At 59.0% G+C, this 15,809-nt stretch carries 17 protein-coding genes; 16 read left to right on the top strand and 1 reads right to left on the bottom strand.

Annotation, left to right across the window (positions count from 1 at the left end):
* The first annotated feature begins 5 nt into the window (after window positions 1-5).
* From flgK to folD, 15 genes are all read left to right on the top strand, one after another.
* On the top strand, window positions 6-1,457 hold the full coding sequence (gene flgK, locus FHT92_RS05535) for a flagellar hook-associated protein FlgK (protein ID WP_183748982.1): 1,452 nt from the start codon (window positions 6-8) through the stop codon (window positions 1,455-1,457).
* Window positions 1,458-1,460: 3 nt separating this feature from the next.
* Window positions 1,461-2,513, top strand: a complete 1,053-nt coding sequence (locus FHT92_RS05530) for a flagellar hook-associated family protein (protein WP_183748983.1) — start codon at window positions 1,461-1,463, stop codon at window positions 2,511-2,513.
* Window positions 2,514-2,549: 36 nt separating this feature from the next.
* A complete protein-coding gene (flaF, locus tag FHT92_RS05525) occupies window positions 2,550-2,897 on the top strand; it encodes a flagellar biosynthesis regulator FlaF (RefSeq protein ID WP_183748984.1) in 348 nt (115 codons plus the stop codon).
* On the top strand, window positions 2,894-3,343 hold the full coding sequence (flbT, locus tag FHT92_RS05520; RefSeq protein WP_112541506.1) for a flagellar biosynthesis repressor FlbT: 450 nt from the start codon (window positions 2,894-2,896) through the stop codon (window positions 3,341-3,343). The genes flaF and flbT overlap by 4 nt, the downstream gene beginning before the upstream one ends.
* Window positions 3,334-3,792: a flagellar hook assembly protein FlgD gene (gene flgD / locus FHT92_RS05515; protein ID WP_183748985.1), complete on the top strand. Its 459-nt coding sequence runs from the start codon at window positions 3,334-3,336 to the stop codon at window positions 3,790-3,792. Before flbT ends, flgD begins: the two co-directional genes overlap by 10 nt.
* A 104-nt stretch (window positions 3,793-3,896) precedes the next feature.
* Window positions 3,897-4,163, top strand: a complete 267-nt coding sequence (gene fliQ, locus FHT92_RS05510) for a flagellar biosynthesis protein FliQ (protein ID WP_183823074.1) — start codon at window positions 3,897-3,899, stop codon at window positions 4,161-4,163.
* 91 nt (window positions 4,164-4,254) lie between these two features.
* A complete protein-coding gene (gene flhA, locus FHT92_RS05505) occupies window positions 4,255-6,342 on the top strand; it encodes a flagellar biosynthesis protein FlhA (RefSeq protein WP_183748986.1) in 2,088 nt (695 codons plus the stop codon).
* Window positions 6,339-7,091, top strand: coding sequence for a flagellar biosynthetic protein FliR (gene fliR, locus FHT92_RS05500; RefSeq protein ID WP_183823072.1), 753 nt, complete (start codon window positions 6,339-6,341; stop codon window positions 7,089-7,091). The genes flhA and fliR overlap by 4 nt, the downstream gene beginning before the upstream one ends.
* A gap of 5 nt (window positions 7,092-7,096) precedes the next feature.
* On the top strand, window positions 7,097-7,507 hold the full coding sequence (locus FHT92_RS05495; protein WP_183748988.1) for a hypothetical protein: 411 nt from the start codon (window positions 7,097-7,099) through the stop codon (window positions 7,505-7,507).
* Between the two features lie 34 nt (window positions 7,508-7,541).
* Window positions 7,542-8,108, top strand: coding sequence for a rod-binding protein (locus FHT92_RS05490; RefSeq protein ID WP_183823070.1), 567 nt, complete (start codon window positions 7,542-7,544; stop codon window positions 8,106-8,108).
* An 11-nt stretch (window positions 8,109-8,119) separates the two neighbouring features.
* On the top strand, window positions 8,120-8,485 hold the full coding sequence (locus FHT92_RS05485; RefSeq protein ID WP_183748990.1) for a hypothetical protein: 366 nt from the start codon (window positions 8,120-8,122) through the stop codon (window positions 8,483-8,485).
* Window positions 8,485-9,027, top strand: coding sequence for a hypothetical protein (locus tag FHT92_RS05480; RefSeq protein ID WP_183748991.1), 543 nt, complete (start codon window positions 8,485-8,487; stop codon window positions 9,025-9,027). Before FHT92_RS05485 ends, FHT92_RS05480 begins: the two co-directional genes overlap by 1 nt.
* Before the next feature lie 291 nt (window positions 9,028-9,318).
* Window positions 9,319-10,167 carry a WecB/TagA/CpsF family glycosyltransferase gene (locus FHT92_RS05475; protein ID WP_183748992.1) on the top strand — a complete coding sequence of 283 codons (849 nt, stop codon included), beginning with the start codon at window positions 9,319-9,321 and terminating at the stop codon, window positions 10,165-10,167.
* Window positions 10,168-10,288: 121 nt separating this feature from the next.
* Window positions 10,289-12,067, top strand: a complete 1,779-nt coding sequence (locus FHT92_RS05470) for a succinoglycan biosynthesis protein exop (protein ID WP_183823068.1) — start codon at window positions 10,289-10,291, stop codon at window positions 12,065-12,067.
* A 120-nt stretch (window positions 12,068-12,187) separates the two neighbouring features.
* A complete protein-coding gene (gene folD, locus FHT92_RS05465; protein ID WP_183823066.1) occupies window positions 12,188-13,087 on the top strand; it encodes a bifunctional methylenetetrahydrofolate dehydrogenase/methenyltetrahydrofolate cyclohydrolase FolD in 900 nt (299 codons plus the stop codon).
* 14 nt (window positions 13,088-13,101) lie between these two features.
* Here the strand turns inward: folD and FHT92_RS05460 are convergent, their stop codons facing one another.
* The gene (locus FHT92_RS05460; protein ID WP_183823064.1) at window positions 13,102-14,127 is read right to left on the bottom strand and encodes a substrate-binding domain-containing protein; all 1,026 of its coding nucleotides are present in this window, start codon (window positions 14,125-14,127) and stop codon (window positions 13,102-13,104) included.
* Between the two features lie 297 nt (window positions 14,128-14,424).
* Here FHT92_RS05460 and FHT92_RS05455 point away from each other — a divergent pair, with 297 nt between their 5' ends.
* Window positions 14,425-15,786 (top strand): ABC transporter substrate-binding protein, encoded by a 1,362-nt coding sequence (locus tag FHT92_RS05455; RefSeq protein WP_183748996.1) that lies wholly within the window; start codon window positions 14,425-14,427, stop codon window positions 15,784-15,786.
* Window positions 15,787-15,809: the final 23 nt, after the last annotated feature.

The raw sequence follows: 15,809 nt of genomic DNA, 5'->3' as shown, positions 1-15,809 counted from the left end.
AAGCCATGTCGCTCACTTCAGCACTTAACACCGCGCAGAGCATATTCAACAATACGGGCACGCAGAGCAGCATCGTATCGAACAATATCTCGAACGCCGGCAACAAGGACTATGTGCGCCGGCAGGCGATGCTCACCACCTCGCTGGGCGGCGCCCAGGTGGTGAAGATCAGCCGCGCGCAGGAAGATGCGCTGCTGAAACAATATCTCAAGGCGTCCTCTCAGGACAGCGCCCAGCAGACCCTGCTGGGCGGCCTTGAAGATCTGAAGTCGATCATGGGCGGCAACGAGAATGAAACGTCGCCTGAAACTGCGCTGCGTGCCTTTCGTGACAAGCTCGGCACCTTCCGCGCGACACCTGGGGACCTGATTGCTGCCCAGGGGGCGATTACAGCGGCGCAGGACGTCGTAACTTCGCTGAACAATGCCTCCAAGGCGGTGCAGCAGCAGCGTGCCGATGCCGACAAGCAGATCAAGAATCAGGTCGACTCGCTGAATAGCCTGCTGAAGCAGTTCGAAACGGCAAACAATGCCGTCAAGAAGGCGACATCAAGCAACGAGGATCCGTCGAGCGCTCTCGATGAGCGCGAAAAGGTTCTCAAGCAGATTAATCAGATTGTTGGCGTATCCACAACGACACGCGCCAACAACGACATGGTGCTCTACACAGCCGACGGCACGACACTGTTCGAAACGATTCCGCGGACCGTGAGTTTCGAGCCGACGCAGTCCTATGCGGCGACCACTGTCGGCAATAAGGTCTATATCGACGGCGTCGCCGTCAACATGGGTTCGGGTGCGTCGACAAACGCACAGGGCAGCCTGGCCTCGCTTCTGCAGATCCGTGACGACATCGCACCGACCTTCCAGAGCCAGCTCGACGAAGTCGCCCGCGGTCTTGTCAATCTCTACCAGGAAGACGGCAATCCCGGCCTCTTCGTCTGGACACAGGCGAACGGCACTGCAGGCGGGGTTCCGCCGGCCGGCGTCGTCATCGACGGCATTGCGGGAACGATTGCGATCAATGATCGCGTCGTCACCTCCAAGGGCGGCGATCCGACGCGGCTGCGTGACGGCAACATCAATGCGTCCAGCACGCCTGCGAACCCGGGGGGGTCGAGCGGCTATACCGCGGAACTCGACCGCCTCTATACGGCGATGGATTCCGGCATTCCATTTGATCCGTCGACTGGCCTCGACTCGAATGTCAGCATCCTGACCTTTGCCACCAACTCCATCGGCTGGCTCGAGCAGCGCCGAAGCGATGCAACCACGGCAGCGGAAAACACCCAGGCTGCCGCAGCCCGAACCGATGAAGCTTATTCCAACGAAACCGGCGTCAACCTCGATGAGGAACTGACGCTGCTTCTCGATATCGAACAGTCCTACAAGGCGGCGACCAAGATATTGAACGCTGTTGACGAGATGTTGAAAGCATTGCTGGATATTGCGAGTTAAGCCATGAAGAGCTCATTTATTTCAAGTTCGGCCATCCAAAATGCCATGCGGTTGACGATCCGTCAGGCGCAGAACCAGATGTCGAAGGCGACGATGGAAGCGACCACCGGCACCTACGCCGATATAGGTGTATCGCTTGGCGGTTACGCGGCCAAAAGCATCGACTTCACGCGCGAAGTGGACCGCATCAAGTCGATCAAGCTGAGCAATGCTCTCGTCGACGCCCGTATGGAATCGGCTCAAACCGGGCTCGATAAAATGAAGAAGGCGGGCGACGGCTTCCTGTCCAAGCTGACCGCGCTTCAGAGCAGCCACGATCCGGGCAGCATCACGGTCGCCATCCAGTCGGCCACGAGTGCGCTTTCCACGATGATGGATACATCGAACTCGATGGTGAATGGCGAATATCTTTTTGCCGGCATAAACACCGACATCCAGCCGCTCACCGACAAAACCGCTGCGACTTCGGCGGCGATCGTCACAGCTCTGACCACTTATGCGGCAGGCCTGCCGACACCCAAGCCGGTCAACCAGCTCACCGGCGACGAGATGAAGACCTTCATCGAGACCAAGGTAGAGCCGATGTTCAGCGAAGCGGCCTGGACGGATCCGACCACCGGTTGGTCCAAGGCGTCCAGTCAGAACATGACGAGCCGTATCAGCAATTCGGAAGTCGTCGAGTCCTCGACCAGCGCCAATTCCGAGGGCATGCGTTACTTTGCTCTGGCGACGGTAATGACCTCTGCGCTGATGGGCCAGAGCCTCAGCACCGACGCGATGAGTGCGGTCTCCTCCAAGGCGATCACCTATACGACCCGCGCGACCACCGGTATCGTTACTCAGGCGAGCCAGCTCGGTCTGTCGCAGGAACGTGTCGAGAAGGCGAATGACGCTCTCGACGCTCAGTCGAACATCATGCAGACCAAGCTCGTCGATATCCAGGGCGTCGATCCCTATGAGGCCTCGACCCTTGTCAAGACTTTGGAAACCCAGCTGGAAACAGCCTACACAATCGTCTCGAAGATCCAGCAGTTGAGTCTCGTGAACTACCTTTGATGAGCAAAGGCGCGCTATATAAAGAAGGATGCATGAATGTATCAGTTCTCTTATGCCGAGGTCATGCAAGACTCGGTTGCCGACGCGAAAGAGCGGGAATGGCAGGTTCTCGAACGTTCGATAGAACTGCTTTCGGTGGCGCGCGACAAAGAGAAGTACAGCCGCGAGTCTATTGAAGCTCTCTTCTATACGCGAAGGGTGTGGATCAGCTTTATCGAGGACTTGAAGCATCCAGACAACCAGCTGGAGATCGAGCTCAGAGCGAACCTCATCTCGATTGCAATCTGGATATTGAAGGAATGCGACCGAATTAGAAAACGTCAGTCGAATAATTACCAGGGCATCATCGACGTTACCACCATCATCAGGGATGGACTTAAATGAAAAGTACACTTCGCATTTCTCTGAAGGCCGGAGAAAGAATCTTCATCAACGGCGCTGTCCTGCGTGTCGACCGTAAGGTCGCACTGGAATTCCTGAATGATGTGACGTTCCTTCTCGAAAACCACGTGCTGCAACCGGAAGGCGCGACAACGCCGCTTCGCCAGCTCTATTTCATCGCCCAGATGATCCTCATCAACCCAGAGGGCAAGGAACATTCGACGGCGATGTTCCGGAAGTCGATCACGATGCTGCTCACATGCTTCAAGAACGAGGAAATCCTTGCCGAACTGAAGCGTATCGATGCACTCGTCTCGACCGGCCGCGCCTTCGACGCGCTGAAGGCGATCCGCGGTCTCTACGCGATCGAAGACGGCATTCTCAACAATCACGAATTGCCTCCGACTATGGTCGAGCAGATTCGCAGGGAGATCGCACCATGGCGGTAGACGCACCTCAAAGCGTAGGTGGAGGCAGCAACACGTATGGCTCGTCCAACACTGCGCAGCAGAAGGCCACGCTGAACTACGACAACTTCCTTCAGTTGCTTGTCGCGCAGATGAAGAACCAGGATCCGACCGATCCGATGGATGCCAGCGAGCAGATGTCGCAGCTTGCTAGCTTCTCGCAGGTCGAGCAGACGATCCAGACGAACTCGAAGCTCGACACGCTGCTGACGAGCTCCAGCCTGACCCAGGCGAGCGGATATATCGGCAAGTACATGGAAAGCGCCGATGGCAAGACCAAGGGCACAGTCGAATCCGTCAAGGTTTATTCCGACGGCCTCATTGCAACGCTCGACAATGGCGGTAAGATTCTCATCCAGGCCGGCATCTCGCTTTCCGATTCGGCCCCGACCAACGCTTCTGGCGATGATACCGGTTCGGATGATACCTGAAGCGACGACGGGGCTTGGCGCTCGTTCGTTTGGATGATGCCAAAAATACCAGTCCGGTTAAGGCCGGACTGACTGCTTTCAAGGCGATATGAGGTTGCCTGACGATGAATGAAGCTGATGCACTCGACCTGTTCCAGGCTGCGATCTGGACCGTTCTCGTTGCCGCGGGTCCCGCGGTCATTGCAGCAATGGTCGTCGGTCTCGTGATCGCGCTGATCCAGGCGCTGACGCAGGTACAGGAAGCGACGCTTACTTTCGTTCCGAAGATTGTCGCCGTCCTGGTCACGATCGGCATTTCCGCTCCCTTCGTGGGCTCCCAGATTTCCAGCTTCACCAATCTGGTCTTCTCGCGCATTCAGTCCGGCTTCTGAGCCAACTTCGCGCAAGCTTCGCCATTTAACTGTCGGTCCGAACTGGGCGGACTCCGATGTCCGCCTCCTCTCATGAAGAGACGGAATCGCTATGGCGCAACCACCTGCACTACCCCTTCCGAAAGTCGCTCCGAGCCTGCGTGATGTCGGCTTTGCCATGGGCATCATCGGCATCATCTGCATCCTGTTTCTGCCGATCCCGCCGTTCCTGATCGATATGGGACTGGCCTTCTCGATCGCCTTCTCGGTGCTGATCCTTATGGTCGCGCTATGGATCCAGAAACCTCTCGATTTCTCATCCTTCCCGACCATTCTTCTGATCGCGACGATGACGCGATTGGCACTGAACATTGCGACGACGCGTGTCATCCTTTCGCACGGCAACGAAGGGCACGACGCTGCAGGCGGCGTCATTGCCGGCTTCGCGAGCCTGGTCATGTCCGGCGACTTCGTCATCGGTCTGATCGTCTTCCTGATCCTCATCACCATCAACTTCATCGTCATCACCAAGGGTGCCACACGTATCGCGGAAGTCGGCGCGCGTTTCACCCTGGATGCCATCCCGGGCAAACAGATGTCGATCGATGCCGACCTGTCTGCCGGTATCATCGACGAGAAGGAAGCCCAGCGCCGTCGTAGGGAACTGGAAGAAGAAAGCTCCTTCTTCGGTGCCATGGACGGTGCGTCGAAGTTCGTTCGCGGTGACGCGGTTGCGGGTCTTCTCATTACCGGTATCAACGTCTTCGGCGGCATCATCATCGGTTACTTCCGCCACGGCATGCCGATTGGCGAAGCGGCCGATGTCTTCGTCAAGCTGTCGGTCGGTGATGGCCTCGTCTCGCAGATGCCGGCCCTCATCGTTTCACTCGCCGCAGGCCTGCTCGTCTCACGCGGCGGCACCACCGGCTCTACCGACCAGGCGGTCGTCAATCAGCTGAGCGGCTATCCCCGTGCGCTCTCCGTCTCCGCCGTCTTGATGCTCGTCCTGGCCCTGATGCCGGGCCTGCCGTTTGTCCCCTTCGTGATCCTCGGCAGTCTTCTCGCCTTCGGTGCCTGGTTCATCCCGCGTCAGGTCGAAGCGGAAAACAAGGTCCGCCGCGAAGCTGAAGAAAAGAAGGTCGTCCAGAACAAGGAACTTGAAAAGGACTCGGTCAAGTCAGTTCTCCGCACGTCCGAAATCGAGCTTGCTCTCGGCAAGATGGTCTCGACCCGCCTTCTGGGTGCCCATCAGGAGCTCGCCTTCCGCGTCGGCAAGATGCGCAAGAAGTTTGCGACGCAGTATGGTTTCGTCGTGCCGGAAATCAAGGTGACGGATGATATCGGCATTCCCGAAAAGTCCTACCAGATCCGTATCCACGGCACGACCGTCGCCTCGAACCTGCTGCGTGTCGGCGAAGTTCTCGTCGTCACCGGTGCCGGCCGCAAGCCGAGCATTCCGGGCGACGAAATCCGCGAACCCGCTTTCGGCATGCCGGCGGTTTCGATCCTCGAAAACTTCGCCGACGATCTGAAGCGCGAAGGCTTCCAACCGATCGACAATGTCTCGGTCGTGCTGACGCATATGAGCGAGGTTATCAGAAACAATCTGCCGCAGCTTCTTTCCTATAAGGACGTGAAGATCCTGATCGATCGCCTCGACCCTGAATACAAGAAGCTCGCCGATGAAATCTGCTCGTCCCACATGTCGTATTCGGGGCTGCAGGCGGTACTGAAACTGCTTCTTGCCGAGCGCGTCTCGATCCGCAACCTGCACCTCATCCTTGAAGCCGTGGCGGAACTTGCCCCGCATGTCAGGAAGACCGAGCAGATCGTCGAGCACGTCCGCATCCGCATGGCCCAGCAGCTCTGCGGCGACCTTGCCGACAACGGCGTGTTGCGCGTCTTGCGACTCGGCAGCAAATGGGACCTTGCCTTCCACCAGGCTCTCAAGCGCGATGCGAAGGGCGAAGTCGTCGAGTTCGACATCGACCCGCGCACGCTGGAAGAGTTCAGCGAGCAGGCGACGAAGGTTATCCGTGAATTCATGGATAGAGGCCTGCCTTTCGCCCTTGTCACGTCACCCGAAACGCGCTCCTATGTCCGTATGATCATCGAGCGACTCTTCGCAACGCTTCCCGTCCTGTCGCATGTGGAACTGGCCAAGGGCATCGAAATCAAGATTTTGGGCTCGATTTCATGATTTCAGACCCGCAAGGGACAGTTCTGGCGCTGTTTCTGGTTTTCTGCCGGATCGGCGGCTGCGTGCTGACCCTTCCAGGTTTTTCTTCCGCCCGCGTGCCGGAGCAATTGCGTGTCTTCATCGCTGGCGGACTTTCGCTTGCGGTGCTGCCGGTGCTCTGGGACACGGTCTATCCATCCGTTCACACCAGTTCCGGCACTTATATCGGCCTGATTTTCAGCGAATCGCTGATCGGTGTGATGTATGGCATGCTCGCTCGCCTCTATACGCTCGGCCTGCAGTTCGCGGCCTCTATCGTCTCCATGATGGTTGGTTACACGCAGCCAAGCACGACTGATGTCGTCGAAGACTCGGCCGAAATCAGCCTGACGGCCTTCATCATGATGACCGGCCTGATGGTTCTCTTCATCATGGATTTCCATCACATCGTCTTCCGCGCGCTGATCGATTCATACACGACCATGCCTTTCGGCGGCTTGATGCAGATGCGGGCCACGCTCATCACCTTCACCGATACGCTGGAACAGACCACCTACATCATGCTGCGGCTTTCGAGCCCCTATCTGATTTATGGACTGATCTTCAATGTCTCGATCGGCTTCATCAACAAGCTCGCGCCGCAGATTCCGGTCTACTTCATCTCCACGCCTTATCTACTGATGGGCGGCCTGTTCCTGCTCTATTTCTCGATCGCGGCAATGATCAGCCAGTTCGGCCAATCCTTCTCAGCACTATACGTGGGAAGGTGAAGGCGATGATCGAGAAGAAGCGCTCCGACAAGCTCAAGCGTCTGGTCGCGGTACAGCGGCACCTTGAAAAGATGGCGGAGTACGATCTCGCAGAAACCAGCCGCCAGCGCGCCGAAGTCAATGCGGCCATGGATGTCGCCATCCTTGCGCTGGGTTCGCTGGACCCCATCCATCGTGCTTTTTCGCAGAGTTATGCCGATCGATTCGGCAGGCTGAGCATCAAGGACCAGCAGTTGACCGGCATGCAGCAGGTGCATGAAATGCGTCTGACGCGCGAGCGCGCAAAAGGCGACCGGCTTGAAGAAAACAGGCTCGATGCCCTCCAGGCCGAGCGTCGCGAGGCAGATGACAATGCCGTCTACGACGTAATCGATCAGCAGTTCTCAACGCCAGCCTCCAGCAAGCTTCAAAAATAATAATCGCCACGATCTTACATTAGAGGATTGTAACGTGGCAATTTCACCCCCCAGCGATCTGGTGATGGACGTCGTCAAGGCGGCCGACCCCATGGAGGTCCAGGCTGCCCAGGAAAAGCTGAAGGCCAACCGCGCGGCCTTTGCTGCGACAAGTCTGGCCGACAGCGGCAACGGTTTTTCTTCCGCAGTCGACATTCTCGACCACGTCAAACAGAAAAGCGGCCTGAACAATATCCAGAACCGCACCAAGTCCGAGGAAGTACCGGAAACCTACCGGAAGTTCGAGGCCATGGTTCTGCAGAACTTCGTAAAGTCCATGCTGCCGAGCGAAGCCGAGAATGTCTTCGGCAAGGGCGCAACGGGCGACATCTGGAAGGGCATGATGGCAGAGCAACTCGGCAACGTCATGGCCAAGGGCGACGGCATCGGCATTGCCAAGCAAATGTATGCCGAGCAGCTCCATCGCCAGGAGGGCAAGATCGTCAATGCCTCCACCGATGAAGACGATCGCAAGACCGCGATGAGCATGATCGATGAATTTCAGCGCAAGACCTTCGGGACTCCGACTGCCGACAATAAGTCTGCAACAAGCGACGCATGATCGAGGATAAAATGGAAATAGTTTCGAACGAATACAGGATCAAATCCGTTCTCGGGCGCCTCGAAATGATAATCGACAACGAGAACAATCGAATCGGCAGCGATCCGCAGTTCGATCTCAAGGTCTCCAATGCGCATAAGAGCCGGTGCCTGTACGAGCTCTCGATGCTCTTTCGCGACACCGATCCGGCCGAACTTGCCGCTTCGCATCTGGACCAGCTTCACGGTCTCAAGAAGAAGCTGGTGCTGAACGCCCGTCGCGTCGAAGCGCATCTGGAGGCGGTTCGCGCCGTTGCCGATCTTCTGAAGAATGCCGTGCAGGATGCCGATGCTGACGGCACCTATTCTCAGGAACAGTTTGTCGCGCGGGATAACTGATGATCAAGCTCGTCCTCACAGGCGTCTGGGTCTGCGCCGTCACGCTGGCATCGGTTTATTTCTCGGTGAACATGGCGACTGCGCCGGCGCCGGCTGTTGCGGATACCAAGCAAAGCGCGCTCGAACTTGTAAAGGGCGAGACGATCACTGTGCCTGTCATCGGCAATGGTGCGGTCAACGGTTATTTCCTCGGCCGCATCTCCTTCATGATGCACAAGGATATGATCGCCGGCCTCAATCTGCCGATCACGGAGATGACGACCGACGAACTCTTCAGCCTGCTCGTCGGCAACAAGATGATCGATGTTTCCAACGTCAAGGCCTTCGATCCCGGGGCTTTCCGCGCGGAGATCAAGAAGGGTATGAACGAACGTCTCGGCGGCGAATATGTGGCCGAAGTCATGCTGGAACAACTCGACTATCTCTCGAAGGAAGACGTGAAGGAAAATTCGGGCAGCAAGCCGCAGAAGATCGGCGCGACAGTCAAGATCGTCGAGACCGCACCTGCATCCGAAACGCCGGCTCCAGCCGCCGGTCACTGATCACCGTCGGCCGACCAGTTAGAAACGGCGCCGAAAGGCGCCGTTTCTGCGTTCTCGCCTTTGGTTAACGAACGACTTATGCGCGTAGGAAAATTCAAGGATTTTTCCTAAGGGTTGTTTGAAACCGAGTTGATATAACGCCGGCACAAGCTTGGGAGGATGGCCGCCACGGGGCTGGGGGAGATCGCTTCAGGCAGGACGCTGCTGGTCCTCACACGACCTCCGCTGCGGAAACGTAGGCTTATTTTCCGGGATGTCGGGCGCATGACGCACCCTCGGCAGGAGGTTGGAATGAATCTGATTGCAAACTTCGCGGTGCTTGCATCGCGGCGGACGATTTTCGATCTGCCGGTCTGCGATCTCGGCTGGGACGACGCGCTGGTTTTCATCAACGAACTGGCTTCCATTCCCGTCGGGCAGACCGTGGTTTGCTTCGTCAACGCCCACAACATGCTGACGGCCCTGCGCGACGACGAGTACTATCAGATCATGTCGCACAACCTCGTGCTCCCCGACGGTATCGGTCTCAATATCGCATCTCAGGTCACGCATGGTTCGCCGTTTCCCGCCAATCTGAACGGCACCGATTTCGTGCCGGCCTTCCTGACCTTCATGGAAACGCCGCGTCGTATCGGCCTGATCGGCGGCGCGCGCGCAGTCGTTGAGAAAGCGGCCGAGAACTTTTCCAGGCACGCACCCTGGCACGAATTCTTGGTGATTTCCGACGGCTTTTTTGACAAGGCCGATCCCGAACCTGTTATCGCCGAGGTGGAGCGCCAGAAGCTCGATATCCTGATCGTCGGCATGGGCACGCCGCTGCAGGAAAAATGGGTCCACCAGAATATCCGCGCCGATCACGCGCGTCTCGTTCTGACGGTCGGTGCACTTTTTGATTTCGTTTCGGGGACTGTACCACGCGCGCCGAAGACCGTGCGCATGATGCGTCTGGAATGGGCCTACCGTCTGGTGCAGGAGCCGGCGCGCCTCTGGCGCCGCTATATTCTCGGCATTCCGGTCTTCCTCTTCCGGGTCTTCCAGTATCGCTTCAGCCGGCGCGCACGCATTCTCAGTCAGCCGGTTGAACGGGCGCACGCCGGGGACGAACAGAAGAGAATCGAGCAGATGAAGAAGGCCGGCTGATTACAGATTTCTGCAGGTTCCGGTTAACCATTTCTTTGCCATGTATATTTAGAGTAGCTTAATCCTCCGCGTCAGCGCGGTTGAGCGAACTCGGCCAACATGCGCATGAGATGTGACGCCAATGCACGATTCCAGGGCGAAAAGCAGTTTCCATGATCGCGCAACCAGCTCTTCGCGCGGCCAGCAGCAAAGTTATGCCGAAAAGAACACCCATCCGCCGGAGATCCGTCCTTCCGAAGCCGAACTGCTGCGCGCCATAGGCCGGCTGCTCTACGAACAGCGTGCGAAAGCGCGGCAGACTGAACCGCTGGTGGACCGGATCGAAACGATCCTCGGCTCGCGCCTTCAGGCTGCAAACGATATCGCCTTCGCTTCCGCATCTGAACCCTCTCGTCCTGCACCAGAGCTAACGACGCAAGTCGTTCAGGTTCACCGCGTCGCTCCCGTTGAAAAAGCACCCATTTCGCCGATTTCAGGCGAAATACGGCGCTCGAACTGGAGCAGGAGCGCTCTCATCGTTGCTGCCCTCTCGTTCGGAGGTGCTGCCACCCCTGTCCTGATGCCGTCCTCGCCCGCGCGTTACACAGCCGAAACGGCGCTCGCCGTGGATGCGGACGCAGGCAACCGGGCTGCACTCGTTGGGGATACCGTCAAAAGGCTCTTATCGGTACCTGTCATCACCTCTGCCGTTGCGGCACTGAAGCTGGACCGCGATCCGGAATTTGCCGGCAACAGCCCCAATGCGCTTGGCATCGCCTTCGATCTTCTATCCGGCAGCGGTGCCGCCGCCGATCCGGCATCGCGCGCAGAGGCCGCGCTGAAATCTGCCGTGGCGATTATTCCCGACGACCGCGCTGGCACGATCCGTCTGATGGTAACGACAGGCGATGGCAACAAATCGACGCGCATCGCCATGCGGTTGTCCGATGCGGTGACCGGCGGCGGCGCCGCAGGCAAGGCGGCCGAGACGGCCGCTGCCTTGAAGAAGGAAAATGATCAGGCCCAGGCAGAGCTCTCAGCCTTCGGCCAGAAGAACGGCGAGGGCAATGTCAAGGTCGCGACGCAGTTGCAGCGCCAGATAGCCGGGCTCGATAGCGATCTGAAGAATGCCGACAACAATATCCTGACCGCCAAGGAACAGGCCGACAAGCTCAAGGCGGCCAAGCTCACCGATGTGCTGGAAGGCTCGCTCGCCCCGGATATGATCTCGCCCGCCCTACAGGATCTGCGCGACAGATACGCGCTCGCCAAGACCGCACTCGCGCAGCTTTCGGCAGACCTAGGGCCGCGCCATCCGCGCTTGCTCCAGCAGCAGTCTGAGGTCGACGGTCTGAAGGACAGCATCGGCAAGGAACTGGGGCGCCTCGCCCAGAACGCAAATGCAGCAGCCAAGGCTGCCGTCGATGCGCGCAGGCAGCTCAGTGACCGCCGCAACGCGCTGATTGCCCAGAGTCGCGACACTGGCGTCGATCTCGCCAAGCTGACCGAATTGCGGGAAAAGGCATCTGCCGCCCGCTCGCGCCTGGAAGAGGAAGTTTCCACGACAGGTGCCGTCGGCGATGGCCGGGTCACGGTTCGCAAGCCCGCTCTCGTGCTGCCTGTTTCCGGCGACAGCAATTTCGGTTTCGACGCCCTGGTCGGCGGCCTTGCCGGTTTGGCAGCAGGCCTCGGCCTCGCCTTCGTGCCGCGTTTCTTCCGGCGGCAGCTCGAACGGACGCCGGTCGCAGTTCCTGTTCAGGCTCCAATTCTCGCCCCTGTGCCCGAACTTGCGCAGGTCCCTGCGTTGACACAGGTACCGGAGCCGGCACTCGTCCCGCAGGCGGCTGACGAGGTCGATGCACTGCGATCGCAGATCGCCAGCCTGCGCGATCGCTTTCATTCCTACCAGGTCTCCCAGTAGGCGAGCGCCCGACCGCAGATTGCCCTTGCATTTGCCGTTTTTAAACGGGATAGGGCGTTATCGGGAAATCATTCCCGCCGCGGGCGAATAGACTGGCGCGAAACTGGGCGGAGAAGACGCGTGACGACAGTAATCGACGGCAAGCAGGTTGCCGCTTCCGTAATCGAAACCGTGAAATCGGCAAATGCTGCGCTGGAAGCCGCCAAAGGCGTCCAGACAGGCCTTGCGGTCATCATCGTCGGCGACGATCCGGCGAGCCACACCTATGTCAGTTCCAAGAGCCGCATGGCCAAGGAATGCGGCTTCAAATCGGTCCAGCACACGCTGCCGGCCGAGACGACGCAGGAGGAGCTTGCCGCCCTCGTCGCTTCGCTCAATGCCGATCCGTCGATCCATGGCATTCTCGTGCAGCTGCCGCTGCCGAAACATCTCGACAGCGAGCCGATCATCCAGTCGATCCTGCCGGAGAAGGATGTTGATGGCCTGAGCGTCGTCAATGCCGGCAAGCTTGCGACCGGCGACCTGAAGACCGGCCTCGTCTCCTGTACGCCGGCCGGTGCCATGGTTTTCGTCCGCCGCACCCACGGCGAGGACCTTTCCGGCCTCAATGCCACCGTCATCGGCCGCTCCAACCTGTTCGGCAAGCCGATGGCGCAGCTTCTGCTGAATGCCAATGCGACGGTCACCATCGCCCATTCGCGCACCAAGAACCTCGCCGAGATCTGCCGCAACGCTGATATTCTGGTGGCGGCCGTCGGTCGTCCGGAAATGGTCAAAGCCGATTGGGTCAAGCCGGGTGCCACCGTCATCGACGTCGGCATCAATCGCATCGCCGCCCCCGAGCGGGGCGAGGGCAAGAGCCGCCTCGTCGGCGATGTCGCCTTTGCCGAGGTTTCTTCGGTTGCTGCCGTCATCACCCCGGTTCCGGGCGGCGTCGGCCCGATGACGATCGCCATGCTGATGGCCAATACCGTGATTGCAGCCCACCGCTCGGCAGGGCTGACGCCGCCGGTATTCTGATCAGCCCCTTTTGATCAACTCTGGGGCGCGGCGCCCGTCGAGGCCCTGACGATCAGTTCGGTCTTCCAGAGTTCCTGCTCGGGGAAGGGGCCTGCCTGTTTGACCGTGCCGATGAGCCGCTGCGCGATACGCACGCCCGCAGCGCGCAGCGACGACCGGGTCGTTGTCAGCGGCACCGAGAAGTTTTCGGGCTTCAACAGCGGCAGCACGTCGTCGTGGGCGATCAGCGAGATATCCTCACCAAGTTTCAGTCCGGCCTGATTGACTGCCCGGATCGCGCCGAGAGCGAGCACCGTACTTGAGCAAAGGATGGCAGTCGGCCGCTCGGCAAGCTGCAGGAAGCGCTCCATGGCGATCAGCCCTTCTTCATCCGACATCACAGTATGGCTCGTGCAGTCCTCCGCAAGCTCGAGCCCGCGTTCGTCGAGCGCCGCAATGAGGCCGTTCCTGCGGCGAATGGCGAAATCGAGATGCGCCGGCCCGTTCATCAGCGCAAAGCGCGTATGGCCAAGCTGCAGGAGAAGCCTCGCCGCCTCGTAGAAAGCTGCCTCATTGTCGATATCGAGATAGGGATAGTCCGGCTCCGAACCGAAGGAGCGCCCATGTACAACGAAGGGCATGGAGAGGGACTTCAGCATTGCGAGGCGCGGGTCGTGGCCGCGCATATAGGCTACGAAAAGCGCGTCCACATTGCCGCTTATCGCCAGGCGCCGCAGCGCTGCGACCTCATCGTCGGGGTCTGCCGGCATGATGACGAAGTGAAAGTCGTGGCGCACCGCTTCCTCGCCGAGGCCGGCCAGGAATTCGCCGAAATGCACGTCCGACTGATGACCGGGCGCTGTCGGCATGACGAGGCCAATCGAACCGGCCTTGCCGGTGGCAAGTCGCTGGGCGGCCTTGTTGGGTCGGTACCCGGTTTCCTTGACCGCCCGGAGCACGCGTTCCCGAGTCGCCTCGCTGACTTCGGGATAGCCGTTAAGCGCGCGGCTCACAGTTGTCTGCGAAAGCCCCAGCAATTCCGATAGCTGTTTGAGATTCACCTGCTATGCTTCCTCCCGGCCTGCCCTGTGGCCGTCAAAATAGTGGTCGCCGCCTCCCAATGGCTTCCAAAGCGCTTTAAAATATGTAGCATCTGCTGCGCTTGACTCAAGAAAAATCGCTCCATATTCCCACATTACGCCTTACTGCAGCGCGATACGACGGCGGTACTCCCGCTGTTTTCGCAAAATGGCTTGACTTCATTCGGCTGAAAGTGAATGAGTTGCGTTGTCAAAGCGCTTTGAAATTTCCTTTGAATGAAATTCTGCGCTATCGGATTGTGATGGGAGGTTGATCACATGAAAAAGTCATTCTTGATGGGTGTTGCACTTGCTGCGCTTTTTGCCGGCGCTGCGTCGGCCGCGGATTTGAAGTTTCCGCCGGGCCAGGACTCCAAGTTCAACTGGAAAAGCTATGATGACTTCAAGTCTGCCCATGCCGACCTGAAGGGACAGCCTCTGACGATCTTCGGCCCGTGGCGCGGTGAAGACGAAGCCTTCTTCCAGAGCATCCTCGCCTACTTCGTCGAGGCGACCGGCATCGACGCCAAGTATTCTTCCTCTGAAAACTACGAACAGCAGATTGTCATCGATACACAGGCAGGCTCGCCTCCGAATATTGCCATCCTGCCGCAGCCGGGTCTGTTGGCCGATCTCGCCGGCAAGGGCTATCTGACGCCGCTCGGCGACGATACCTCCAAGTGGGTCAAGGACAATTACGGCGCCGGCGACAGCTGGGTCGGCTATGGCACTTACAAGGGCAAGGATGGCAAGGAAGCCTTCTATGCATTCCCGTACAAAGCCGATGTGAAGTCGCTCGTCTGGTACGTGCCGGAAAACTTCCAGGAAGCCGGCTACAAGGTTCCGACGACCATGGAAGAGCTGCACGCTCTGACCGACCAGATCGTCAAGGACGGCGGTGTTCCCTGGTGCATCGGCCTCGGTTCAGGCGGCGCAACCGGCTGGCCGGCGACCGACTGGGTCGAAGACATCATGCTGCGTACCCAGAAGCCTGACGTCTACGACAAGTGGACCACCAACGAAGTGAAGTTCACCGATCCGGCCGTCGTTGCCGCGATCGACGAATTCGGCAAGTTCGCCAAGAACGAAAAGTATGTCGACGGTGGCGTTGCGGCCGTTGCTTCGACCGACTTCCGCGACAGCCCGAAGGGCCTCTTCGCCGTTCCGCCGAAGTGCTACCTGCACCACCAGGCTTCGTTCATCCCGTCCTTCTTCCCTGAGGGAACGAAGCTCGGCACCGATGCCGACTTCTTCTACATGCCGACCTATGCTGCACATGCCGATCTCGGCAAGCCGGTTCTGGGTGCAGGCACGCTCGTTACCATCGCCAAGGATTCTCCGACGGCTCGCGCCTTCGTCGACTTCCTGAAGACGCCGGTTGCTCATGAGCTCTGGATGGCGCAGTCGAGCTTCCTGACCCCGTACAAGGGCGTCAACGTCGATGCATACGCTAACGAGCAGATGAAGAAGGAAGGCGAGATCCTGACCTCGGCTACCACCTTCCGCTTCGACGGTTCCGACCTGATGCCTGGCAAGATCGGCGCTGGCGCCTTCTGGACCGGCATGGTTGATTTCGTCGGCGGCAAGTCCGCTCAGGACGCCGCAGCCGAAATCCAGAGCGCCTGGGACGGCATCAAGTAATCTCCTGCCATTTCGTGCCGCCG

The sequence above is a fragment of the Rhizobium sp. BK377 genome (assembly GCF_014193935.1).
In the GTDB taxonomy this organism is placed as follows: Bacteria; Pseudomonadota; Alphaproteobacteria; order Rhizobiales; family Rhizobiaceae; genus Rhizobium.
Note: the sequence above shows the minus strand (reverse complement) of the source record. Positions and strands in the feature narration are given on the sequence as shown.

Excerpts from the sequence above, each read along its gene's own strand:
- flgK (WP_183748982.1), top strand. The coding sequence starts at position 6 with ATGTCGCTCACTTCAGCACTTAACACCGCGCAGAGCATATTCAACAAT.
- FHT92_RS05530 (WP_183748983.1), top strand. The coding sequence starts at position 1,461 with ATGAAGAGCTCATTTATTTCAAGTTCGGCCATCCAAAATGCCATGCGG.
- flaF (WP_183748984.1), top strand. The coding sequence starts at position 2,550 with ATGTATCAGTTCTCTTATGCCGAGGTCATGCAAGACTCGGTTGCCGAC.
- flbT (WP_112541506.1), top strand. The coding sequence starts at position 2,894 with ATGAAAAGTACACTTCGCATTTCTCTGAAGGCCGGAGAAAGAATCTTC.
- flgD (WP_183748985.1), top strand. The coding sequence starts at position 3,334 with ATGGCGGTAGACGCACCTCAAAGCGTAGGTGGAGGCAGCAACACGTAT.
- fliQ (WP_183823074.1), top strand. The coding sequence starts at position 3,897 with ATGAATGAAGCTGATGCACTCGACCTGTTCCAGGCTGCGATCTGGACC.
- flhA (WP_183748986.1), top strand. The coding sequence starts at position 4,255 with ATGGCGCAACCACCTGCACTACCCCTTCCGAAAGTCGCTCCGAGCCTG.
- fliR (WP_183823072.1), top strand. The coding sequence starts at position 6,339 with ATGATTTCAGACCCGCAAGGGACAGTTCTGGCGCTGTTTCTGGTTTTC.
- FHT92_RS05495 (WP_183748988.1), top strand. The coding sequence starts at position 7,097 with ATGATCGAGAAGAAGCGCTCCGACAAGCTCAAGCGTCTGGTCGCGGTA.
- FHT92_RS05485 (WP_183748990.1), top strand. The coding sequence starts at position 8,120 with ATGGAAATAGTTTCGAACGAATACAGGATCAAATCCGTTCTCGGGCGC.
- FHT92_RS05480 (WP_183748991.1), top strand. The coding sequence starts at position 8,485 with ATGATCAAGCTCGTCCTCACAGGCGTCTGGGTCTGCGCCGTCACGCTG.
- FHT92_RS05475 (WP_183748992.1), top strand. The coding sequence starts at position 9,319 with ATGAATCTGATTGCAAACTTCGCGGTGCTTGCATCGCGGCGGACGATT.
- FHT92_RS05470 (WP_183823068.1), top strand. The coding sequence starts at position 10,289 with ATGCACGATTCCAGGGCGAAAAGCAGTTTCCATGATCGCGCAACCAGC.
- FHT92_RS05455 (WP_183748996.1), top strand. The coding sequence starts at position 14,425 with ATGAAAAAGTCATTCTTGATGGGTGTTGCACTTGCTGCGCTTTTTGCC.